The sequence below is a fragment of the Pseudomonas sp. NPDC089401 genome, from assembly GCF_044749485.1.
In the GTDB taxonomy this organism is placed as follows: Bacteria; Pseudomonadota; Gammaproteobacteria; order Pseudomonadales; family Pseudomonadaceae; genus Aquipseudomonas.
This window is the reverse complement of the sequence record NZ_JBIVIA010000005.1, coordinates 1-19,089: the sequence shown is the minus strand read 5'-3', so window position 1 is coordinate 19,089 and position 19,089 is coordinate 1. Positions and strand designations below refer to the sequence as shown.

22 protein-coding genes and 2 pseudogenes are annotated in these 19,089 nt (G+C 63.9%); 13 read left to right on the top strand and 11 right to left on the bottom strand.

The annotated features are described in order from the left end of the window. Positions 1 to 17: 17 nt before the first annotated feature. Together ACIP21_RS13210 and ACIP21_RS13205 are read left to right on the top strand one after the other, a co-directional pair. Positions 18 to 218 (top strand): DUF1289 domain-containing protein, encoded by a 201-nt coding sequence (locus tag ACIP21_RS13210; protein ID WP_400688047.1) that lies wholly within the window; start codon positions 18 to 20, stop codon positions 216 to 218. 53 nt (positions 219 to 271) lie between these two features. Further along, positions 272 to 907 carry a LysE family translocator gene (locus ACIP21_RS13205; RefSeq protein ID WP_400688045.1) on the top strand — a complete coding sequence of 212 codons (636 nt, stop codon included), beginning with the start codon at positions 272 to 274 and terminating at the stop codon, positions 905 to 907. A gap of 106 nt (positions 908 to 1,013) precedes the next feature. Here ACIP21_RS13205 and ACIP21_RS13200 read toward each other — a convergent pair whose 3' ends face one another. After that, a complete protein-coding gene (locus ACIP21_RS13200) occupies positions 1,014 to 1,904 on the bottom strand; it encodes a LysR family transcriptional regulator (RefSeq protein WP_400688043.1) in 891 nt (296 codons plus the stop codon). A gap of 182 nt (positions 1,905 to 2,086) precedes the next feature. Between ACIP21_RS13200 and ACIP21_RS13195 the strand changes: the two genes are divergently transcribed. The 4 genes from ACIP21_RS13195 to ACIP21_RS13180 all read left to right on the top strand — a co-directional run bounded on the left by ACIP21_RS13195 (position 2,087) and on the right by ACIP21_RS13180 (position 6,238). Then, on the top strand, positions 2,087 to 3,127 hold the full coding sequence (locus ACIP21_RS13195) for an Ldh family oxidoreductase (protein WP_400688041.1): 1,041 nt from the start codon (positions 2,087 to 2,089) through the stop codon (positions 3,125 to 3,127). 91 nt (positions 3,128 to 3,218) lie between these two features. Beyond that, positions 3,219 to 4,520, top strand: a complete 1,302-nt coding sequence (locus ACIP21_RS13190) for a CitMHS family transporter (RefSeq protein WP_400688039.1) — start codon at positions 3,219 to 3,221, stop codon at positions 4,518 to 4,520. A 30-nt stretch (positions 4,521 to 4,550) separates the two neighbouring features. Next, positions 4,551 to 5,525: an NAD(P)-dependent oxidoreductase gene (locus ACIP21_RS13185; protein ID WP_400688037.1), complete on the top strand. Its 975-nt coding sequence runs from the start codon at positions 4,551 to 4,553 to the stop codon at positions 5,523 to 5,525. Between the two features lie 14 nt (positions 5,526 to 5,539). Continuing rightward, entirely contained in the window at positions 5,540 to 6,238 is a 699-nt protein-coding gene (locus tag ACIP21_RS13180; protein ID WP_400688035.1) for an RraA family protein, read from the top strand. A gap of 52 nt (positions 6,239 to 6,290) precedes the next feature. Here the strand turns inward: ACIP21_RS13180 and ACIP21_RS13175 are convergent, their stop codons facing one another. The 3 genes from ACIP21_RS13175 to ACIP21_RS13165 all read right to left on the bottom strand — a co-directional run bounded on the left by ACIP21_RS13175 (position 6,291) and on the right by ACIP21_RS13165 (position 9,727). Beyond that, positions 6,291 to 7,811 (bottom strand): NCS1 family nucleobase:cation symporter-1, encoded by a 1,521-nt coding sequence (locus ACIP21_RS13175; RefSeq protein WP_400688033.1) that lies wholly within the window; start codon positions 7,809 to 7,811, stop codon positions 6,291 to 6,293. 563 nt (positions 7,812 to 8,374) lie between these two features. Further along, positions 8,375 to 9,079, bottom strand: coding sequence for a CTP synthase (locus tag ACIP21_RS13170; protein ID WP_400688031.1), 705 nt, complete (start codon positions 9,077 to 9,079; stop codon positions 8,375 to 8,377). 108 nt (positions 9,080 to 9,187) lie between these two features. Further along, positions 9,188 to 9,727 carry a GNAT family N-acetyltransferase gene (locus tag ACIP21_RS13165; protein ID WP_400688029.1) on the bottom strand — a complete coding sequence of 180 codons (540 nt, stop codon included), beginning with the start codon at positions 9,725 to 9,727 and terminating at the stop codon, positions 9,188 to 9,190. Positions 9,728 to 9,895: 168 nt separating this feature from the next. On the opposite strand from ACIP21_RS13165, the gene ACIP21_RS13160 reads away from it, so the two are divergent. Continuing rightward, complete coding sequence (locus ACIP21_RS13160; protein WP_400688699.1) at positions 9,896 to 10,330, top strand: NUDIX domain-containing protein; 435 nt, start codon at positions 9,896 to 9,898, stop codon at positions 10,328 to 10,330. A 212-nt stretch (positions 10,331 to 10,542) separates the two neighbouring features. Here ACIP21_RS13160 and ACIP21_RS13155 read toward each other — a convergent pair whose 3' ends face one another. Further along, complete coding sequence (locus ACIP21_RS13155; protein ID WP_400688027.1) at positions 10,543 to 11,895, bottom strand: HEAT repeat domain-containing protein; 1,353 nt, start codon at positions 11,893 to 11,895, stop codon at positions 10,543 to 10,545. 145 nt (positions 11,896 to 12,040) lie between these two features. Between ACIP21_RS13155 and ACIP21_RS13150 the strand changes: the two genes are divergently transcribed. Continuing rightward, the gene (locus ACIP21_RS13150; RefSeq protein WP_400688025.1) at positions 12,041 to 12,679 is read left to right on the top strand and encodes a dihydrofolate reductase family protein; all 639 of its coding nucleotides are present in this window, start codon (positions 12,041 to 12,043) and stop codon (positions 12,677 to 12,679) included. Here ACIP21_RS13150 and ACIP21_RS13145 read toward each other — a convergent pair. Continuing rightward, positions 12,664 to 13,494 (bottom strand): helix-turn-helix domain-containing protein, encoded by an 831-nt coding sequence (locus tag ACIP21_RS13145; RefSeq protein WP_400688023.1) that lies wholly within the window; start codon positions 13,492 to 13,494, stop codon positions 12,664 to 12,666. The genes ACIP21_RS13150 and ACIP21_RS13145 overlap by 16 nt on opposite strands. 107 nt (positions 13,495 to 13,601) lie before the next feature. Between ACIP21_RS13145 and ACIP21_RS13140 the strand changes: the two genes are divergently transcribed. Further along, entirely contained in the window at positions 13,602 to 13,916 is a 315-nt protein-coding gene (locus tag ACIP21_RS13140; protein WP_400688021.1) for a DUF2834 domain-containing protein, read from the top strand. 29 nt (positions 13,917 to 13,945) lie between these two features. Here ACIP21_RS13140 and ACIP21_RS13135 read toward each other — a convergent pair whose 3' ends face one another. After that, the gene (locus tag ACIP21_RS13135) at positions 13,946 to 15,112 is read right to left on the bottom strand and encodes a PLP-dependent aminotransferase family protein (RefSeq protein ID WP_400688019.1); all 1,167 of its coding nucleotides are present in this window, start codon (positions 15,110 to 15,112) and stop codon (positions 13,946 to 13,948) included. An 80-nt stretch (positions 15,113 to 15,192) separates the two neighbouring features. On the opposite strand from ACIP21_RS13135, the gene ACIP21_RS13130 reads away from it, so the two are divergent. The 3 genes from ACIP21_RS13130 to ACIP21_RS13120 all read left to right on the top strand — a co-directional run bounded on the left by ACIP21_RS13130 (position 15,193) and on the right by ACIP21_RS13120 (position 16,665). Next, positions 15,193 to 15,639: a MarR family winged helix-turn-helix transcriptional regulator gene (locus ACIP21_RS13130; RefSeq protein WP_400688017.1), complete on the top strand. Its 447-nt coding sequence runs from the start codon at positions 15,193 to 15,195 to the stop codon at positions 15,637 to 15,639. 318 nt (positions 15,640 to 15,957) lie between these two features. After that, the gene (locus ACIP21_RS13125) at positions 15,958 to 16,200 is read left to right on the top strand and encodes a hypothetical protein (RefSeq protein WP_400688015.1); all 243 of its coding nucleotides are present in this window, start codon (positions 15,958 to 15,960) and stop codon (positions 16,198 to 16,200) included. Positions 16,201 to 16,356: 156 nt separating this feature from the next. Further along, positions 16,357 to 16,665: a DUF3077 domain-containing protein gene (locus tag ACIP21_RS13120; protein ID WP_400688013.1), complete on the top strand. Its 309-nt coding sequence runs from the start codon at positions 16,357 to 16,359 to the stop codon at positions 16,663 to 16,665. 64 nt (positions 16,666 to 16,729) lie between these two features. Here ACIP21_RS13120 and ACIP21_RS13115 read toward each other — a convergent pair whose 3' ends face one another. Next, positions 16,730 to 17,164, bottom strand: coding sequence for a GFA family protein (locus ACIP21_RS13115; RefSeq protein WP_400688011.1), 435 nt, complete (start codon positions 17,162 to 17,164; stop codon positions 16,730 to 16,732). Positions 17,165 to 17,207: 43 nt separating this feature from the next. Between ACIP21_RS13115 and ACIP21_RS13110 the strand changes: the two genes are divergently transcribed. Then, positions 17,208 to 18,167 carry a LysR family transcriptional regulator gene (locus tag ACIP21_RS13110; RefSeq protein WP_400688009.1) on the top strand — a complete coding sequence of 320 codons (960 nt, stop codon included), beginning with the start codon at positions 17,208 to 17,210 and terminating at the stop codon, positions 18,165 to 18,167. Here ACIP21_RS13110 and ACIP21_RS13105 read toward each other — a convergent pair. The 3 genes and pseudogenes from ACIP21_RS13105 to ACIP21_RS13095 all read right to left on the bottom strand — a co-directional run. Further along, entirely contained in the window at positions 18,158 to 18,331 is a 174-nt protein-coding gene (locus tag ACIP21_RS13105; RefSeq protein ID WP_400688007.1) for a DUF2986 domain-containing protein, read from the bottom strand. The genes ACIP21_RS13110 and ACIP21_RS13105 overlap by 10 nt on opposite strands. Next, positions 18,328 to 18,497: pseudogene (locus ACIP21_RS13100) on the bottom strand (sodium:dicarboxylate symporter); the annotation flags it as partial. The gene ACIP21_RS13105 and the pseudogene ACIP21_RS13100, both read right to left, overlap by 4 nt. Positions 18,498 to 18,991: 494 nt before the next feature. Beyond that, positions 18,992 to 19,089 (bottom strand): annotated as a pseudogene (locus tag ACIP21_RS13095) (IS5/IS1182 family transposase); the annotation flags it as partial.

Genomic DNA, 19,089 nt, shown 5'->3' with positions numbered 1-19,089 from the left:
CGCAAATGGAGCCCGCCATGGCCAAAGACATCGAAAACCCCTGCGTCTCGCTCTGCCAGCTCAACAGCGAGCTGTGCGTGAGCTGTGGCCGCACCCGCGAGGAAATCCGCAAATGGCGCGGCATGAAGCGCCCGGAGAAAATGGCCGCCGTACAGCGCGCGGCCACGCGGATGAAGGCCATCAACAAGAAGAACGCCAAGCGCCAGGGCAACGACTGAAGGCCCTGCGCTTGTGTAAGATGCAGGCTTCGCCCCGTTCTTGAGCCTGCCGCATGGAAACTCACTCGCTTCTCGCCTTCACCCTGGTCGCGGCCATCGCCATTGCCAGCCCGGGGCCTGCCACCTTGATGGCGATCAACAACAGCCTCAACCATGGCCAGCGCAGCACGATCTGGTCGTCGCTGGGCAACGGCACGGGGCTTTTCTGCCTGTCGGCGGCGGCCATGCTGGGGCTTGGGGCACTGCTGGCCAGTTCCGAGATGCTGTTCAACGCGGTCAAGCTGATCGGTGCTGGCTACCTGTTCTACCTCGGCGCCCGGCAGTTGCTGAGCAAAGGTCCGATGCTGGTGGACAGCGCCGCGCAGAAGGTCGCTCGGCCGACCCCGTTGAAACTGTACAAGTCGGCATTCCTGACAGCAGTGACCAACCCCAAGGCGACGATGTTCTTCACCGCGCTGTTTCCGCAGTTCATCGACCAGGGCGCGGCGCTGTTGCCGCAGTTCCTGACCCTGACCGGGATCTTCGTGGCGTTGTCGCTGGCGTCGTTGAGCCTGTATGCGGCGCTGGCCACGCGGGCCAAGGGTGTGCTGACCCGGCCGGCCCTGTCGCGCTGGGTAGGCCGGGTGGTGGGGACCACCTTCATCGGTTTTGGCGCTGCCATCCTGACCATGCGCCGGCAGGTCAACTGATTGGGGCCGCTTTGCGGCCCTTCGCGGGCAAGCCCGCTCCCACAGGGATAGCACCGGTTACAAGAGCAGTGCAGTACCTGTGGGAGCGGGCTTGCCCGCGAAGGGCTCAGCGTCCGGGGAAGTCGGTGCGGATGATGTTCAGCAGGCACAAGGTAGCCGGCGACAGCCAGGCTTCTTCCCGGTAGATCACCCCGAACGTGCGCGGCATGCAGGTCCCCGGTATCGGCACCTCGCGCAAGCGCCCGCCCGGACGGTCAGGCCCGAGGTTGCGCCGCGACAGCAGGCTCAGCAGCTGGTTCTCGGCAATCAGCTGCGGCAACAACAGGATGAAGTTGGTCTCTACCTGCACCTGGGGCGGCGGTTGCCCGGCATCCTTGAGCAGGCCTTCCAGCCAGCGGCGGGTCGAGACCTGGGTCGAGGCCAGCACCCAGCGATGCCCGATCAGGGCGTCGAGGGTCATGGGGCCATCGAAGATCGGGTGCTCGGGGCTGGCGACGATGACCACGTCGTCATCGAGGATCGGGTGGTTGGCGAAGCCCGGCTGGCCGATGTCCAGCGGCGCCAGCATCAGGTCGATGTGCCCGGCCAGCAGGCTGTCGCGCAGCATGTCGTTCATGCCGATCTTCACGTCCATGGTCACGTTGGGGGCGCTTTTCAGGAAGCGTGAGGTCAGTGAGGGCAGCAGCAGTTCGGCCATGGTGGTCGAGACGCCCAGGCGCACATGGCCGGTGATACCCCGGGAAAAGTCGATGATCTGGCGTTTGGACTCGTCCATGCTGCGCCGCAGGATCTTCGCCCGCTCCAGCAGCAGCGCGCCGATGGGCGTGAGCACGATGCGCCGACCGGTACGCTCGAACAGTTCGGCGCCCAGTTCGTCCTCCAGCCGGCGGATGCATTTGGAGAGCGCCGACTGGGTGCGGCACAGCGCTTCGGAGGCGCGGCCGAGGTGGCCGAGCTCGGCGATGGTCTCGAAATAGCTGAGGTCGCGGTAATCCATCTTTCCACTCCTTGACGAACGCAGGTCGCTGGCCACTGTGCCTGAACCTATTCCTCGGATTCAACGATCGAGGAAAATTAGCACTTGGACGCCCGCCGTCTGACTGGCCAAGAATGTTGGCAAGCAGGGCGTGCGGCGCATGCCTTGGCCTTTCTGCCACCGTGTACTGCCAGGTGTGACCGATGCCCGAACCTACGTTAGTTTCCTGTCAAGCATTGCTTGGCGAAGTCAGTGCGATCTTCGCCCGCTATCTGCCCCTCGACGATGCGCAGCATGTCGCCGCCTGCCTGGTCGATGCCGACGCCCGCGGCGTGGCCTCCCACGGCATCGGGCGCATCCCGGTGTACACCCGGCGGCTGCGCGAGGGCCTGGTCAATCCGCACCCGCAGTTGCGCATCGAACAGGGCGAACTGGCCACGGCACACCTGCACGGCGACAACGGCATGGGCTATGTGGTCGCGCGCCGGGCCATGGCCGAGGCCATCGAGCGCGCCCGGCGCTTCGGCATCGGCATGGTGGTGGCGTCCCATAGCAACCATTTCGGCATGGCTGCGAGCTACCTGCAGCAGGCGCTGGATGCCAACCTGGCCGCACTGGTGCTGACCAACGCGCCACCGTTGATGCCGGTGTGGGGCGCACGCGAAGCTTTCCTCGGCACCAGCCCGTTCGCCTATGCCGCGCCTGGCGCCACGCCGATCCTGCTGGACATGGCCACCTCGGTGGTGGCCTTCGGCAAGATCCGTCGCGCCGCCCGCCGGGGCGAGCCGATCCCCGCCGACTGGGCGCTGGACGCCCATGGCCAGCCAACCACCGATGCCAACGCGGCCCTCGACGGCGTGGTGCTGCCCATGGCCGGGCCCAAGGGCTCGGGCCTGGGGCTGATGATGGAGTCGGCGGCGGGGGTGATGTCCGGTTCCGCGTTCGGCGGCCAGGTGCGTAACCAGAACAGCGACTTCAGCCAGCCACAAAACGTCGGCCACAGCTTCATCGTGTTCCGCCCCGACTGCGCGATGCCGTTCGAGGCGTACCGCCAGCGTGCCGATGCGTTGGTCGCCCGGGCCAAGGCGCTGCCACGGGCCGAAGGCTTCGACGCCATCTACATGCCCGGAGAGCGCGAGGCGCTGGCCGCTGCGCATGCCCACGCCACGGGCGTGCACATCAGCGCCCAGGACCTGGCCATGCTGCAGGAAGAGGCCCGCCTGGCCACTGCATTCGCCGCTTGAAGCTGCACCGCAAGACCTCGCCAGAAAGGCGGAACCCATAACAACAATAACCGGCATCCGTACTGCGGATGTGTTTTGGAGGAAGCGCTCCATGCTGACCTTACTGGGTGGTTCGATGGTCGCCACGTTCATGGCCCTGATCATGACGCGGCGCATGTCTGCACTGGTGGCCCTGGTGGTGGTGCCGATCGCCTTCGGCCTGTTGGCCAATGGCGGGCATATCGGCCCGATGATGCTCGATGGCTTGCTGAAACTGGGGCCGACCGCGGCCTTGCTGATGTTCAGCATCTTCTACTTCAGCCTGATGACCGACGCCGGGGTGTTCGACCCGGTGGTGCGCGGGGTGGTGCGGGTGGCCCAGGGCGACCCACTGAAGATCTATCTGGGCACCGCGGTGATGGGCATCACCGTGGCCCTGGATGGCGACGGCACCACCACCTACATGATCTGCGTATCGGCGCTGCTGCCGATCTACAAGCGCCTGGGCCTGTCGCTGCAGTACATGGCGACGCTGCTGGTGATGTCCATCGGCATCATGAACATCCTGCCTTGGGGCGGCCCGACCGCCCGCGCCGCGTCGGCCCTGCACCTGGAAGTGGCCGACGTGTTCGTGCCACTGATCCCGGTGATGGTCGCGGGCTTTGCCTACAACCTGGTGGTGGCGCTGGTGTTCGGCCTGCGCGAACGCAAACGGGTCGGGGTATTGAGCGCCGAGCAGTTCCGCGAGATGAAGCGCGACATCGCCCAGGTTCCGGAGTACCGCCGCCCACGCATGCTGTGGCTGAACGTGACCCTCACCGTGCTGTTGCTGGTGGCGCTGATCATCGGTGTGCTGCCGCTGCCGATCCTGTTCATCGCCGCCACCGCCCTGGCGCTGATGATCAACTACCCGAGCCTGGCCGAGCAGAAGGAGCGCCTGAGCGCCCATGCCTACAACGTGGTCTCGGTGGTGGGGTTGATCCTCGCCGCCGGGGTGTTCACCGGCATCCTGTTCGGCACCGGCATGGTCGATGCCATGGCCCAGGACCTGCTCAAGGTCACCCCGGACTGGCTCGGGCCGTTCCTCGCACCGGCCACTGCGCTGTTCAGTGGCGTGGCCACCTATGCGGTGACCAACGACGCCTTCTACTTCGGCATGTTGCCGATCCTCGCCCAGACCGCCCAGGAATACGGGATCGGCGCGGCGGAAATGGCCCGTGCTTCAGTGATCGGCCAGCCGATGCACCTGCTCAGCCCGCTGGTAGCGTCAACCTACGTGCTGGTCGCGCTGCTGGACCTGAACTACGGCGACAACCAGCGCCGCTGCATGCCCTGGGTGCTCGGGCTGATGCTGGTGATGCTGGCCAGCGCCATGCTGTTCGGCGTGCTGCCACTCAAAGCTTCGCTGGCCTGAAGGCCGGCCTTGAACGACAAGGAAACCATCATGACCCCTACCATTCTGGTCACGGCCCCCACCTTGGCGGCGGCAGGCCTGGACCTGTTGACCACCCGTGGTTGCCGCGTGCTGTTCACCGAGCCGGGGCAAGGCGCCGTCGACATCGAAGCGCTGATGACGCGCGAACCGGTCGATGCCGTGATCTCGCGGACCCTGGACCTGACCGCCGCCGCGCTCAAGGCCTGCCCGACGCTCAAGGTCGTGTGCAAGCACGGCGTCGGCGTCAGCAACATCGACGTCGACATCGCCACGGCGCTGGGAATCCCGGTGCTGGTGACCCCGGGCGCCAACGCCCAGTCGGTGGCGGAAATGACCCTGGCGCTGATGTTCGCCGCCGCCCGCCGCGTGCCGTGGATGGACCGGCAACTGCGCCAGGGCCAGTGGTCCCGCGCCCAGGACGGTCTGCAACTGAGCGGCCGCACCCTCGGCCTGGTCGGCTACGGCCAGGTGGCGCGGCGCGTGGCCGCCGCTGCCCGGGCGATCGGCATGGCAGTGGTGGTGTACGACCCGCTGCTGCCCGCCGATGCCGCGCTGGACGGCGTCGAACGGGTTGAACGCCTCGACCAGTTGCTGCCCCTGAGCCACGTGCTGAGCCTGCACATCCCGCTCACCGTGCAGACTCGCCAACTCATCGGTGCCGCGCAGCTGGCGGCGTTGCCGGCCGACGCGCTGCTGATCAACACCGCACGCGGTGAGGTGGTCGACGAAGCCGCACTGATCGCCGCGTTGCAGGCACGCCAACTGTTCGCCGCCGGGCTCGACACCATGGCCATCGAGCCATTGCAGGCCGACAGCCCGCTGCTGCAACTGGACAACGTAGTGCTCACCCCCCACGTCGGCGGTTCCACGCCCGCCGCCCTGGCCGCGATGGCCCAGGGCGCTGCCCGCCAGGTGCTCGACTACCTCGATGGCAAGCCCGCCACTGCGGCGAGCTGCGTCAACCCACAGGTTCTCAACCGTTGAATCGGAGATCTCCCATGAATGCTTCCGTTACCCCGCAATGGCCGGTCGGCTACCGCATCAACCCACGTGTCGAAGCGCTGCCGCAGGCGCTGATCGAGCAGTTCCGCGCCATCCCGGTGGCGGTCGCCGGCGACTGCATGGGCCGCTGCATCGGTGCCCGTGGCCTGCACGCCTACCATGGCGACCTGTCGCTGAAGCTCTGCGGCCCGGCCTTCACCCTGCGTGTGCGCCCCGGCGACAACCTGATGGTGCACAAGGCGCTGATGATGGTGCAGCCCGGCGACGTGCTGGTGATCGACGGCGCTGGCGATGTCAGCCAGGCCGTGATCGGCGGGCTGGTACGCACCACGGCGCTGCGCGTGCGCCTGGGCGGGATCGTCATCGACGGCGCGGTGCGTGACCTCGAAGAGCTGGCCGAAGGCGTGGTGCCGGTGTTCGCGGCCGGGCACACCCACCGCGGCCCGAGCAAGGATGGGCCAGGGGAAATCAACGTGCCGATTGCCTGCGCCGGCTTGTGCGTGCTGCCGGGCGACCTGGTGCTGGGCGACGCCGACGGCGTGATCGCCATCCCGGCGGCGGAGGTGGCGGCGTTGCTGCCCAGGGCGTTGGCGCACCTGGAGCGGGAGGAGGGGATTCGCACCACCAACCGGTTGGGGACGGCGGACCCGGAGCGGTTCGATGCGTTGTTGCGGGGCAAGGGGTTGCCGGTTTGAAGCCCGTTGCATCCGGCTGCGCGGCAGCCGGATGCAACGGTTTCAGTACCGGTCAGTGGTGCGCGCTGTCCACGGCGATGCTTTCGCCACACACCTCGACGTACCTCGCGCTGCGGTTGGCGATGGCATAGTGGATCAACCCACCCAGGCCGGCGCCGAAGAACCACGAGAACTGCGACAAGGTATCGAACGCCGGCACCAGCGCCAGCACGATGGCGATCAGCGAGGCCGGGATGAACGCCGCCACGGCGCGCAGGTTGACCCCGCCACGATAGAAGTAGGCGGCCTCTGGGCTTTCGCTGTACAGCTGTGGCAGGTTCACCCGGCTGCGGCGCACCAGGTAGTAGTCGGTGACGATGATCCCGTACAGCGGGCCGAGCAGGGCGCCGAGGCCGCCGAGGAAATACACGATCACCGACGGGCTGTTGTACAGGTGCCAGGGCAGGATCAGCACGGCAATGGTGGCGCTGAGCAAGCCCGCGCGACGGAAGTTCAGCACCTTTGGCGCCAGGTTGGTGAGCACGAAAGCCGGGGCGACGAAGTTGGCCATGATGTTCACCGCCACGGTGACCAGCAGGAAGGCCAGGCAGGCCAGCACCAGGCCGGCGGTGTTGGGGATGGCGGCGACGATTTCGCTCGGGCTCTGCACCAGCTTGCCGTCGATGCTGAACTGCGCGCCGGCGAGCACCACGGCGATCAGCGCGAAGCCGAGCATGTTCACCGGCAGGCCCCAGAAGTTGCCCACGCTGATGGTTCGGCGATCCGGGCAGTTACGTGTGAAGTCGCAGAAGTTGAGGATCATGGTGCCGTACAGCGAAACCCACAACGCGGCGGCGCCCAGCACCTTCAGCCACATGCCGGAGCCGGTCGGGGCGTTGCCGCTGGACCAGGCGATCGACAGGCCGCTGCGCCAGTACATCCAGCCCGCCAGGCTGCTGAAGGCGACCAGGATAATGGGCCCGGCGAGGGATTCGAAGCGGCGCACCATCTCCATGCCGTAGGCGAAGATCGCCACCTGCACGCACCAGATGGCGAGGAAGGTGACCCAGCCCAGGGTCGACAGCCCGAGGATCGAATTCTGGTCGTAGGCCTTGAGTTCTGGCGCGATGGCGGTGAGCAGCACGCGCAGCACCACCGAGGCGAGGTAGGTCTGGATGCCGAACCAGGCGATGGCGATCACCGCGCGGATCAGCGCCGGGATCTGTGCGCCGTGGATGCCGAAGCTGATCCGGCACATGACCGGGTAGGGCAGGCCGGTCTTCTGGCCCATGTAGCCGGACAGGTTCATCAGGCCGTAGATCACCAGCGCACCGAGGGCGAAGGCGGCGAGGATCTGCGCGCCGCTCATCCCCAGGGCGAACAGGCCGATGGCGAAGGAGTAGTTGGCGATGTTGTGGACATCGTTGGTCCACAGCGCGAACAGGCTGTAGCGGCCCCAGGTGCGGTTGGCCGCGCGGGTGGGGGCGAGGTCGGAGCTGTAAAGGCGAGGGCTCAACGCCGGCTCGGTGGACCCGGCCGTTTCGGCGGGAGGTACATCGAGCGGGGTGACACCGGAACGTGTAATCGACGCCATCGGGACTCCATGATGGTTGTGTACTTTTGTTTTTGTTATTTGTATACAAACAAGAATCGTACCAATCCATTTTGAGGGGGGCAGTCGATGGGCTTCCTTTATCTGGATAATCCTCACAGGTGGACTCAATCCGTGCGGCATCCGGTCACAGGAGTTTTAACGCTGATTTAATTGACTTTTTCTGGCTCCTTACTTTCTGGTCTGGTACTTCCATAGTGGGAATTTTGTGCACATATCCAGCGCACACTTGTTACCACTCGTGTCAACCGGTCGACCGAGTGCTCAGTTGAAGTTTCTGTAGAGGCGAAGGGTGCACCGGCAGCTTTCGACCCATAGCTGCCGTTGAGCCCGACCACCATCCATTGTGGGAGCGGGTTTACCCGCGAACACCGGCACAGCCGGTGCCATCCACCGCGGCGCCTTCTTCGCGGCGGTTCGACGTCTCGATAAACCCGCTCCCACAGGGTGCGCGTAGCGCTCACGATATCGTTTCTTTTTCAACGGCTGCTTCGGGTCGAAAGCTGCCTCCCAGGCAGTCCTGCCCGGCCTTGCTGTCGCAACAACTAACGCGTGTCACAAGCTTGCAGCCAGCCGCGCACCAGGGGCGGCACCTGCCCGTTCAGTGCGGCGCGCTCAGGCTGGAACAGCGTGGCGACGAAGAAACCATCGCCCTGCAACTCCACAGCCCGGACTTCAGCGCCTTCGTCCCAACCTGTGGCACGCAGTTGCCCATCGAGCAGGGCGGCGGCGAACTGAGGGTTGAGGCCGTAATTGCATCGATAGCCTTCTTCCACAAGCGCCGTGCCGTACGCCTGGGCAATGCGCGAGCTATCCAATAGCCGGATCGACTGCCGCTTCTCAACCAGCGCGCAACTCAGCGGCGCGATGATCGCACGGCCACCCTGGGACGGTAATTCACCATGCTCGGCATCCGCCCAGCCGAGTACGTTCTGCGCGTATTCCAGCAGCGCATGCTGAAAGCCGCCGCAAGTACCCAGAAATGGGATTGCCTGTTCGCGAGCGAAACGGATAGCGGCCAGTACCGCGTTGGTATCTGTGTAGGGGCTACCCGGCACGCACCATAGGCCGTCGAAATCAGACAGGCGTTTTTCGGCGAGCGCCTGCGTCGGCAGCCAATGGTATTCGGCCTCGATGCCGAGGGCGTCGAAGGCCAGCGGCAGGGCCGCTTCGATGGCGCGGTGAGCGGTGACTGCGGTGGTATCGCGGTCGCCGATCAGGCCGACACGCAGCTTGCTTGTGGGGTTCATCGCCATTCCTTTGACTTAGAGAGCAGGGCCACTATAAGTCGCGCTCGGACGATTGGGGAATAGTTGTCAGTAGTGGTGTCCCATTCGAGGTGCCCGCCCGGAACCGTTTCAAGCCTGGCTGATGGTCTCGGCAATGGCGCCGAACAGCAACAGGTCGACGAATTCGCCTTCCTTGAAAAACGCCTGCCGCTTGCGGCCTTCAGGCGCCAGGCCGGCGTTCTCCAGCACTCGTGTCGATGCCTTGTTGAACGCGAAGCAGGCACTCTCCACACGGTGCAGGTTCAACACCTCGAAACCATGGCGGACCAGCGCCCGGGCAGCTTCGCTCATGTAGCCACAGCCACGGTAAGGAGCGCCCATCCAGTAACCCAGGTGGCCGCTGCGATGGCGCGGGTTCAGCTTGAGGTTGATCACGCCTGCCAGGGTGCCATCGAGCAATTCGATGGCGAATACAGGATTGGCCTTGGCGCCATCACTGGCAATGGCTTGGCTGATGTAGGCCTGCGCGTGTTCCAGGGTATAAGGCGAGGGGAAATTGGCGGTCTGAGCGGCGATGATCGGGTCGTTGCCCAACTCGGCCAGGCGCTGCGCCATGTCGGTACGTAGCGGGCACAGTTGCAGTCGCGTGGTGCGGATACAGTGCGGCATGGCGCGATTCCTGATGATGGATGGCCATCTTGCAGGGATGCGGTTGCAAGGCCATGAACCTTGCATTTGAGATCGGAGGGCGCAGGCGTAGAATCGCGTCCCCGAAAAAACGCCAGGCCAAGCGAAAAGGACTTTCTCCAGCCCATGAGTATTGAACAGGAAATCACAATGCGCCCTGACAAAGCCTGCCCGGTGCTGATGTCTTCGACCTCACCGCCCAAACTGCTGCTTTTCCGCCATCCGCTCGCCGGGGTGCAATTGGTCAAGGGCAGCATTGAATCGGGCGAATCAGCGCGCGCAGCGGCCTTGCGCGAGCTGATGGAGGAATCGGGCATCGTTGATGCTTCGGTCGAAGCGGACCTTGGCTGCTGGGACGCGGGCCCTGACGGGCAGGTCTGGTCGTTCCACTTGTGCCGGGTCGAGCGAGCCTTGCCAGTGCAGTGGTCGCATCAGACGCTGGATGACCACGGTCACCGTTTCGTGTTTTTCTGGGCGTCGCTGGACGATTTGCCCTTTGCCGAGTGCCATCCCGTCTTTCAGCGTGCCCTGACATTCTTGCGTGAAGCGCTTAAAGCAACTCAGAAAGAAAATGAACATGCGTGAAAGGAAGTCAATGGCGAGGAGGTTCATGCCATCGAGCGGTACTTTGTCGTCCATGTGCAGGGCAAAGCGATCTCGCATGCGGGCTGGTCCGCGGATGAGATCCAGGTCATGGCTGAGCACCGCTGGTGGTCGGTGCAGGCCCTTCGGGCCACACGCGAGACGGTATGGCCAGAAGGGCTGATCGAAATGCTGCGCGAGGCCGGGTAACTCGATCAGGCAGCGACTCGCGCCACGGTGGCGTGACCGAGCAGACCCTGCGTTGCCAGGTGCTGAAGCTGCTCTTTCAATGCCACTTGCTCTGCCTTCGATGTAAACGAGTCGATGATCCGGTATTGGCGATCGCACCACTGCGCAATCACGTGCAGCCATTCAGCCTGCCGGGCGGGTTCGCGGCCCAGTCGTTTGAGCAAGTACCCAACCTGTTGCCAAGGGGCCAGAAGTTCGAGTTGCTTCAGGCGGCGTGCCATCGGGAGGTCATGCCACAGGCGGTCGAGCCTGGCGCTCACAGGCTCGGTGATGGCGCTCCAGGGCAGCTTGCCGAGCCGGGTGATCAGCACGTTGAACACTTTGTCGGAAGCGTCATCGAGGGCGTCGATCAAGGCAGCTGTCGGCCGTTCGCCGGGCAGGTACAAGGCCGAGAGCCGAACGGATGGATAGGCCGAACCCAGTGCCGCCGCCCACCAGGCATCCGGGAGCACGCTGCCAAGGTCGCGGGCCAGCCCCAGCACAGCCAGCCAGTCGGCTTTCTTGACCGGCATCGGTCGCCCCAGCTGCGTAGCCAGCATCACCGCTGGGTCAACTCCGTAGCGCGGCGCCTCCCACTGCGCCAGGCTGCGGACCGCGCCTGAGCCATTGAGCAATGCTTGCTGCAGCAAGGGCTTTGGGTCTTCGAGTACCGGTATGAGGGCACGCAGGATGCAGATACGGACCCTGGCAATCGAATGTGGCAGGGCGTCCAGCAACAGGGCATGGGTTTGTGCTGTGGCCAGCGTTTCGCAGGCCTCGATCGCCGCCATGCGCACGTTTAGCTCGCGGTGGGACAGGCCGTCGCGCAGGAGAGGTTCCGGCGACGCCGTTGACTCCAGCAGCAGGGCGAACAGGTAGCAGGCGGCTTTGCTCTGCTGCGCGAGGAAGCTGGCCTCTACTGCTTCCCGGGCGCTGGGGGACTGCAACGCTGCGCGCACGCTCGCCAGGATAGCGCTGTGGTCGGCCCGACGCTGCGTGGCCAGTGCCAGCAGAGGATTCAAGGCAAAAAGCAGGGACGTGACGTGTGCGCTCGCCAGGTAGCGCTGCACGGCTGATGTGGCTGCCTCGCGAACCTGGGGGACCCAGTCGTTCAGGCGTATGACCAACGCAGCCAGCGCTTCAGGGGAGGGGCTTTCAGCCAGCTCCCTTACCGCCACTTCGCGAATGAAGCCATTCTCATGCCGGCTCAGGTCCACCCAGGCACCGTTTTGCGCGGTGCGTGCAATCAGTTGAAGCCAGTAACTATCCTCCCAATTGCGCAAACGGCTTATGGCGGGGTGCCTGGCCTGGAACCATTCGAGCCAGTTCTGCGTAGTCATGATTTGGACCATCCTTGGAAACAGGGGCATGATTCTAGGGACTGTGCGGCGATTCTAAAAGGTCGTTGAGCCTTGCCAGCAGTGCTTCGGCGATGCGCACCTATGCTTACAGGCCATCGCCACAATTTGCGAGTGAGGAGCCACGATGACCAAGGTATTCGTGAACATCGGCCTGACCCTCGACGGCTACATGGCACCGGACGGCATGGACCTCGCGCACTGGAGCGACCCCACGTACAAGCAGTGGGGCGCCAAGTGGGGCTCGCTGATGAGCTGGATCCTCAAGCAGCAGTACTTCCGCGAAAACCTGATGTTCGCCCAGGGCGGCGAGACCGGCCCGGTCAACGATGCACTGCGCCACACCCTGGAGCGCACCGGCGCCGCGATCATGGGCAAGCGCATGTTCGAGCAGGGCGAATGCAGCTGGCCGCAAGAGGCGCCGTTTCACTGCCCGGTGTACGTGCTTACCCACGAGCAGCGCGAACCCTGGGTGCGGCCGGGCGGGACGACATTCCATTTCGTCGATGACGGGCCGCAAAGCGCCCTGGCGAAAGCTCGCCTGTCGGCAGGCGATCGCGACATCCGCATCTCGGGTGGTGCGGATGTAATCCAGCAGTATCTGGCCATGGGGGTTATCGAAGAGCTGGAAATCGCCCTGGCGCCGGTACTGTTCGGCAGTGGGCGACGGCTGTTCGAAAACCTGGGTGAGCCGGCGGCGCAGTTTCGTATCGATACGGTGCTCAATACACCGGACGCTACCCATTTGCGCTATGTGAGGGCGTGACACGCGGCGCTGTCGTGCTTCTCGAACGCAGTCCTCATGCGTTGCCAGGTTGTTTCGTCGGCAGGTATCAGGTGCTCGATGCGTAATGACTGCACGGTGATGTCCAGGGGCATGCCGAATGTAGTGAACGTGGAGAGGAACCTGAGTTCGCCTTCCGAGGTGTTTACGCGGGTCAGCAACACGGGGCCTGAATGGGTGGTATGCAAGGATTCGCCCGGTGCTGACAGGTTGCGCAGTCGTTCAGCCAGGGCCGGGTTGCTGCCGGCCTCCCGCGCCGCGCGTTGCCAGGCGACGGCGCGGATTTCTTGCGCATTGGCCAGGCGATCACCCAGGCCGCCGGGGCGCAGCAGTGTGTCGAGCAGATTGAGCCTTGCCGTTGCCTCCTGGGCCACGCCTGCCATGGCCAGCAGCAAGCCCGTACTCACGTTGGCAGCCACGACCTCCCATTGGCTGTCGATCACGATCGCCGGTGCCGGGTTGTTCGCCTGCAGAATGTGCCCGATGGCGGTGTGCATCATTTTCATGCCGGGCGCATCCAGTGATGAGGCTGCGTAGCGGGGGGCATAGCCGGCAGCGAGAAACACTTCATTGCACTGCTCCAGCGCAGCGCCCAACGCCGAAAGAAGGGCATGCAGGGTACTCGGGCTGGCCTTGGCTCGCCCGGTTTCCACGCAGCTCAGGTGGCGCTGGGAAACCCCTGCCAACAGCGAGAGGTCGAGTTGGCTGAAGCCGGCCTGCTGGCGTAGCTGTCGTATATGCTGGCCAGCCGAAGTGCCCGGCGCGGGATGCCTGGGGTGGAACGGGTGATGATGCATGTGTCGCCTCTGAGCTTCCTTGTTCACGGCGTTCATGACCTCAGAGGTCATTGAACCAGGGCAACCCTATCACTAGCGTGCCAGCAAACCCTACTCAGGAGAGGATGATGGCACTTCGTTTCTGCGCCCTGGCAACGTTGGTAGTTTTCTCGCTCTACACCGGCTGGGCAATGCTGATCGCCGAGCAGTCGCTTTTGGCTTTCGGGCTTGAACTGCTTGCCCGGCCCGACACCGCCCAGGTACTCATCGACTTGTATCTGATGGCAGGGCTCGCCTGCCTCTGGATGGTCATGGACAACCGTTCCAGAGGGCGTTCAGCGCTTGTCGTGCTGCCCTATCTGCTGGTGACGGTCGGGTTCGTATCCGTGGGGCCGCTGTTGTACGTGGTCATCCGGGGCATTGCCAAGGAGGGCCGGGCATGAGCGCGGCGTTGCCCTCCTGAGGTGCGTTTTCAAGCCGCTTGCAGCGCCTGCGCCTGGCGTACCACTGCGGCCAACCGCTTCAAGCCTTCGTCCAACTGCTCGGGCCCGACATGGCTGAAGTTCAGCCGCAGGTGCCCGTGGTGCAGGTCCGGCTCGGGGAAGAACGGCTCGCCCGGCATGAATGCCACATTGGCCGCCAGCGCCGGCTCCAGCAGGGTGCGGGTGTCCAGCGGTTGCTTGAGCTTCAGCCAGAAGAACAACCCGCCTTCGGGCATGCGCCAGTCGGCCAGGTCGGCAAAATGCGTGTGCAGGGCGGCCTGGAAGGCATCCCGACGAACCCGGTAATAGCTGCGCAGCTCATCGAGGTGATGTTGCAGCTTCTCCGTACCCAGCCACTGCATCACCTGCCACTGTCCCACGCGGCTGGTGTGCAGGTCGGCCGACTGCTTGAGCCGCAGCAGGTGCGGGAACAGGTCTGGGCTGGCAATCAGGTAGCCCACTCGCAAGCCGGGCAGCAGGGTCTTGGACACGGTGCCGGTGTAGATCCAGCTGGCCGTGTTCAAGCGGCCGACGATGGGCGTGGCGAGGCCGCCGTCGAAGCTCAGTTCGCGGTAGGGTTCATCCTCGATCAGGGTAACGCCGAACTCATCCAGCAAGGCCGCAACCGCGTCCCGTTTGGCTTCGCTGTAGCGCAGGCCCGACGGATTCTGGAAAGTCGGGATCAGGTAGATGAAGGCAGGCTGGTGCTGCTCCAGCAGCGTGCGCAGCGCTTGCAGGTTCGGGCCGTCCTGCTCCATCCGCACCGCCAGGCAATCGGCCCCGAAAAACTGGAATGCCTGCAGCGCCGCGAGGTAGGTGGGGGCCTCAAGCAGTACCTGGGTGCCTTTGTCGATGTAGAGCTTGGCGCTCAGGTCGAGGGCTTGCTGTGAACCGCTGAGGACCAGCACCTGGCTGGCCTGGCAGGGGATGCCCAGGGCCCGGGCCTCGTGGGCCAGCGCCTCGCGCAGCTCGGGCTCGCCCTCGCTCGTGCCGTACTGCCCCATGCCGACCGGCATGTCGGCCCAGTTGACGGCGGGCAACATGGCCTCGGCGGGCAGGCCCCCTGCGAAGGACATCATGCCTGGGCGCTGGGCAGCGGCCAGGATTTCACGGATCAGGGAACTCTTCAGGCGCGTAGTACGTTCAGAAAAAGCCATGAATCACCTCTGGCGAAGCGGGAGCGATATAAGTCAAACTGCTTGACCTAAAGTAGTGGGGCTTCCGAGAGTATGTCAACATGATTGACCTAAAAAATGCAGACACTCAACAGCAAGCCATGGAGGCGTTCTTCTTCGGCTACCAGGCGTTCACCGCCAAGGCTGACGAGATGCTCGAACGCCGTGGCTTGAGCCGGGTGCACCAGCGCATCGTGTTTTTCGTGGCCCGCTATCCGAGCCTGAGCGTCAAGGAATTGCTGACGTTGCTGGGGGTCACGAAACAGGCGCTCAACATCCCCCTGCGGCAACTATCGGAAATGCGCCTGGTGAGCAGCGTCGCCTCGGAAACCGACAAGCGCCTGCGCCTGCTGGAGCTGACCGAGGAGGGCGCCCGCCTGGAGCAGCAGTTGCGCCGCGAGCAGGTGAAACTGCTGGAGCGGGCATTCACCGAGGCGGGGGAGGCGGCCGTGAATGGGTGGATGGCGGTGAACCTGGCATTGGGTGAGGCGCCGGCACCTCAGGCTTGAGTGAGTGTGGAAGGGGGCCGAATAATCAGATTTTGGCCCTTTCCTGTAGGACGTTTCCCAAAGATACTCTTGCCGCCTGTTTTACGTTGCACGTGTTCGGCACCAGTTCTAGTCTCGGCCTGCCGCTGCCAATTCAGCGGCCGGTTTTGACAGACCGTCGATTGTTGTCCGTGTGCAAACGCTTATGGCGACTGTACGTGCGGGCACCCTCGTGTGCGCCGAGTGCCAACGATCTCGGTCTGTCAACCCGCGTACAGTTGCCACCCATTTGTTTGACAGCAGGTCGGAGTGCAGCTCAACCATTGTTGGAGATTGAGTATGCTCAAGATAGTCCCCGATCCACCCCACGACATTCATTCCCTCGAAGACACCCTGATCCAGGCCACGGACTATGCACTGTGCGCATCGACGGTCGTGCATCAGGCGCTAATGCTGCAGCCCAAGTCACCGGCGTCGATCCTGATGATGGCCTCGATACATGAGATGGAGGCGCTGCGCGCCTTGCTCGAGCAGGCATTGATCCAGGTGCAGATACCTGCAGAGCCTCGGACTTTGCATTAAAGCTTGAGTGATGGGTTGCCGGAACTGGCCTCTTCGCGGGTAAACCCGCTCCCACAGGAATCTCCGCAGGCCCTAAGGCATGCGCCATATCTGTGGGAGCGGGCTTGCCCGCGAAAGGGCCGGAACAGGCGAAGCAAATGTCAGGGAGATTGAACAATGACCACAGACGACACCAAGCTTACCGTAGGCAAAACCACCTTCTACCAAGGCGAAAACCAGACCCACCCGCTGTTCCGCATCGAGGCAGGTATCTCCTGCCAGTACGCCCGCGAACAAGCCTCGGAACTGATGGGCTATGCCCGCGACCTGAGCCTGGATGGACTGATGGAGGACAAACCCCAGCTGATCTGGGCATCACACTATCTCTGCGCCATGGCCAAGGCGCTGCTGGATGACGCCGAACTTGGAATGATGCACCAGGCAGGGCCCGCCTCTTCGCGGGGCAAGCCCGCTCCTGCAGGATAACCACAGACCTCGGATACTGCGCGGACCTGTGGGAGCGGGCTTGCCCGCGAAGAGGGCGGCCCCGTCAGCCAAACAACGCTTTGCCAAAAGCCTCGGCCGTTGGCGTCTCTTCCCACTGCGCAACCCCTTGCGGCAACACCACCCAAGGCTGCCTGCGCCGCGTCCAGATATGCGCCACTGGCACCCACGCCTGCGCACCGTCCAGCACCCCAGCCCGTACTACCCTCATGCCTGGCGCCGCAGTGGTCTCGTTGAACAAGCGGGTATGGCACACCCCGCACAGCGATTGCGTCGATGTCTGCCCCTGATGCTCATGCATGTAGGTGACCACCTCACCCGTCACCCTCACGGCCGCGGCCCCACACAACAGGTGCAAGCCAAATGCACTGCCGCTCCAGCGCTGGCAGTTGAGACAATGGCAGGCATACAGCGGCGGCAGTTGCTGTGCCTCGATGTCGATAGCCACTTGCCCGCATCGGCACTGACCGGTGAATCCCATGCTCTGACTCCTTACAATGTCGCCCGGAAAGGTTCGGGGGTGCATGATCGCTGTTCGCAGGCCTCGGCAGAAGCGCAAAAAGGGAGCAACCGTTGGGCAAGAATGTATGAGCGGGCTGGAATGGGAAAGCCAGCGGGTATTCCTCGCGGTGCTGCGCTCGGGCAGCCTGAGTGGCGCGGCGAAATTGCTGGGCATTGCCCAGGCCACCGCGCGGCGGCGCCTGGACCACCTCGAACAGGTGTTGGGATTGAGCCTGTTCACGCGCTCGCCCTCGGGACTGACCCCCACCAGTGGCGCGCAGCGGCTGATCGAGCATGTCGAGTCCATGGACCTCGCCGCGCAGGCGTTCAACCGCATGGCCAGCGCCGAGACGGCGCCGGACCAGGGCACGGTGCGGGTAACGTGCGGCGAGTTGTTGGGCGTGGAGGTATTGCCCGGGCTGCTGCGCGACTTCCATCACGGCCATCCGGGGCTGAAGCTTGAACTGAGCATCGGCGACGCCTTGGAAGACATCGCCCGCTTGCAATCGGACATCGCCGTACGCCTGCTGCGGCCGGTGGAAGCCGATATCACCGTGCGCCGCGTGGGTAGCTTGCGTGTGGGTGTTCACGCCAGCGCAGCATGCCTGCGCCGCCACGGCACCCCGGCCAGCCTGCAGGCGCTGCGCCAGGGGCCGTTGATCGGCCCGGACCGGCGTTCGGCCGATCTGCGCAGGTTCGTCCAGAGCGGGCTGTGCGAGGTCGATCAGCACTTTGCCATTGCCTCCGACAACCACCTCGCACAACTGGCCGCGCTCAAGGCCGGCCTGGGCTTCGGCCTGTGCCCGACGCGCATGGCCAGGGACCTCGGGCTGGTCCGGGTGTTGCCAGACCGCATCGGCTTCGAGGTCGATGTGTGGCTGGCCATGCACAGCGACCTGCGTCGGGTAGGGCGCATTGCCCGGGTGTTCGAGGTATTGGGCGAGGCCTTGCAGGAGTATCTGAACGAGGGCGATCAGCCCTGATCGGCCGCTGCTTCAGTGCTTGCAGCAGCATTCGCCTCGGCTTCGAGCTTTGCCCGGTCGGCCTTGCTGATGTACTTGGGCTTGTTGCTCTTGGGCGCCAGCTTGGCATTGACCCTTTTCTGGTTGGCCTTGAGCAGCTGGATGATCTTCTTCTGGCGGTTCATGTTCCATCTCGGGTTGTAGCGTTGAGCGCGCATTGTACCTCGGGAACTTCATCCTGCGGGCCTTCCCAGCGCGCGATCCCCCGCCGTGCCAGCGCATTGCCCAGCACGTTCAAGGCCGTGGTCGGCACCTCTATCAGGCGGTACACCCGGCGATGAAGACAATGCCGTGTTCATCAGCTGTGGCATCACTTCGGGGTGCCCGTTGTGTTCAAGGACGCACGCTTTGACTGCACGCCGCGGCAGGGTGTCGAGAACGCCTGGATGTGCGGGCCTGAGTTGTCGAACTTCGAAGAAGAGGAGACGCTGGCGGATCTGGCCCAGTAGACGGTCATGAGCCAAGACACTGCCGTGATTGGTTAATAGCTGGATAGTCCGATTTAGAGCGCGTGGGTAAGTTTTAGTGTTCTAAGGGGTTGTTGAAAATACTCTCTATGGTAAAAATTCCGACAATTGTTTGGGGAATTTCCTTCGATCATTCAGGTTGCACATCTTGAACAAATGAACAAGTATGAATGGGTCGCACTGACGCGACACTCAAAGGAGTAACTGAAATGAAAGAAGTTAAAATGGAGTCCCGTAAGCTGGCCAATCTGGCTCATCTGGTCAAAAAGGCATAATTAGCCTTTAACGCTGATCACTAAGCGTAGAGCCGGCCTGCGCTTAGGCTCTGTACGAAAAGAGATGTCGCAAACACCGCATGGAGCAAGCCAGTGAGACCATGGCGGCATAACTTTTCGCGAGCTTGTCGAAGCGGGTCA

Coding starts and splice junctions, on each gene's coding strand:
- ACIP21_RS13205 (WP_400688045.1), top strand. CDS start 272: ATGGAAACTCACTCGCTTCTCGCCTTCACCCTGGTCGCGGCCATCGCC.
- ACIP21_RS13140 (WP_400688021.1), top strand. CDS start 13,602: ATGGCACTTCGTTTCTGCGCCCTGGCAACGTTGGTAGTTTTCTCGCTC.
- ACIP21_RS13145 (WP_400688023.1), bottom strand. CDS start 13,494: ATGCATCATCACCCGTTCCACCCCAGGCATCCCGCGCCGGGCACTTCG.
- ACIP21_RS13160 (WP_400688699.1), top strand. CDS start 9,896: ATGCGCCCTGACAAAGCCTGCCCGGTGCTGATGTCTTCGACCTCACCG.
- ACIP21_RS13210 (WP_400688047.1), top strand. CDS start 18: ATGGCCAAAGACATCGAAAACCCCTGCGTCTCGCTCTGCCAGCTCAAC.
- ACIP21_RS13130 (WP_400688017.1), top strand. CDS start 15,193: ATGATTGACCTAAAAAATGCAGACACTCAACAGCAAGCCATGGAGGCG.
- ACIP21_RS13115 (WP_400688011.1), bottom strand. CDS start 17,164: ATGGGATTCACCGGTCAGTGCCGATGCGGGCAAGTGGCTATCGACATC.
- ACIP21_RS13190 (WP_400688039.1), top strand. CDS start 3,219: ATGCTGACCTTACTGGGTGGTTCGATGGTCGCCACGTTCATGGCCCTG.
- ACIP21_RS13110 (WP_400688009.1), top strand. CDS start 17,208: ATGATCGCTGTTCGCAGGCCTCGGCAGAAGCGCAAAAAGGGAGCAACC.
- ACIP21_RS13150 (WP_400688025.1), top strand. CDS start 12,041: ATGACCAAGGTATTCGTGAACATCGGCCTGACCCTCGACGGCTACATG.
- ACIP21_RS13195 (WP_400688041.1), top strand. CDS start 2,087: ATGCCCGAACCTACGTTAGTTTCCTGTCAAGCATTGCTTGGCGAAGTC.
- ACIP21_RS13120 (WP_400688013.1), top strand. CDS start 16,357: ATGACCACAGACGACACCAAGCTTACCGTAGGCAAAACCACCTTCTAC.
- ACIP21_RS13185 (WP_400688037.1), top strand. CDS start 4,551: ATGACCCCTACCATTCTGGTCACGGCCCCCACCTTGGCGGCGGCAGGC.
- ACIP21_RS13175 (WP_400688033.1), bottom strand. CDS start 7,811: ATGGCGTCGATTACACGTTCCGGTGTCACCCCGCTCGATGTACCTCCC.
- ACIP21_RS13180 (WP_400688035.1), top strand. CDS start 5,540: ATGAATGCTTCCGTTACCCCGCAATGGCCGGTCGGCTACCGCATCAAC.
- ACIP21_RS13155 (WP_400688027.1), bottom strand. CDS start 11,895: ATGACTACGCAGAACTGGCTCGAATGGTTCCAGGCCAGGCACCCCGCC.
- ACIP21_RS13105 (WP_400688007.1), bottom strand. CDS start 18,331: ATGAACCGCCAGAAGAAGATCATCCAGCTGCTCAAGGCCAACCAGAAA.
- ACIP21_RS13135 (WP_400688019.1), bottom strand. CDS start 15,112: ATGGCTTTTTCTGAACGTACTACGCGCCTGAAGAGTTCCCTGATCCGT.
- ACIP21_RS13170 (WP_400688031.1), bottom strand. CDS start 9,079: ATGAACCCCACAAGCAAGCTGCGTGTCGGCCTGATCGGCGACCGCGAT.
- ACIP21_RS13165 (WP_400688029.1), bottom strand. CDS start 9,727: ATGCCGCACTGTATCCGCACCACGCGACTGCAACTGTGCCCGCTACGT.
- ACIP21_RS13125 (WP_400688015.1), top strand. CDS start 15,958: ATGCTCAAGATAGTCCCCGATCCACCCCACGACATTCATTCCCTCGAA.
- ACIP21_RS13200 (WP_400688043.1), bottom strand. CDS start 1,904: ATGGATTACCGCGACCTCAGCTATTTCGAGACCATCGCCGAGCTCGGC.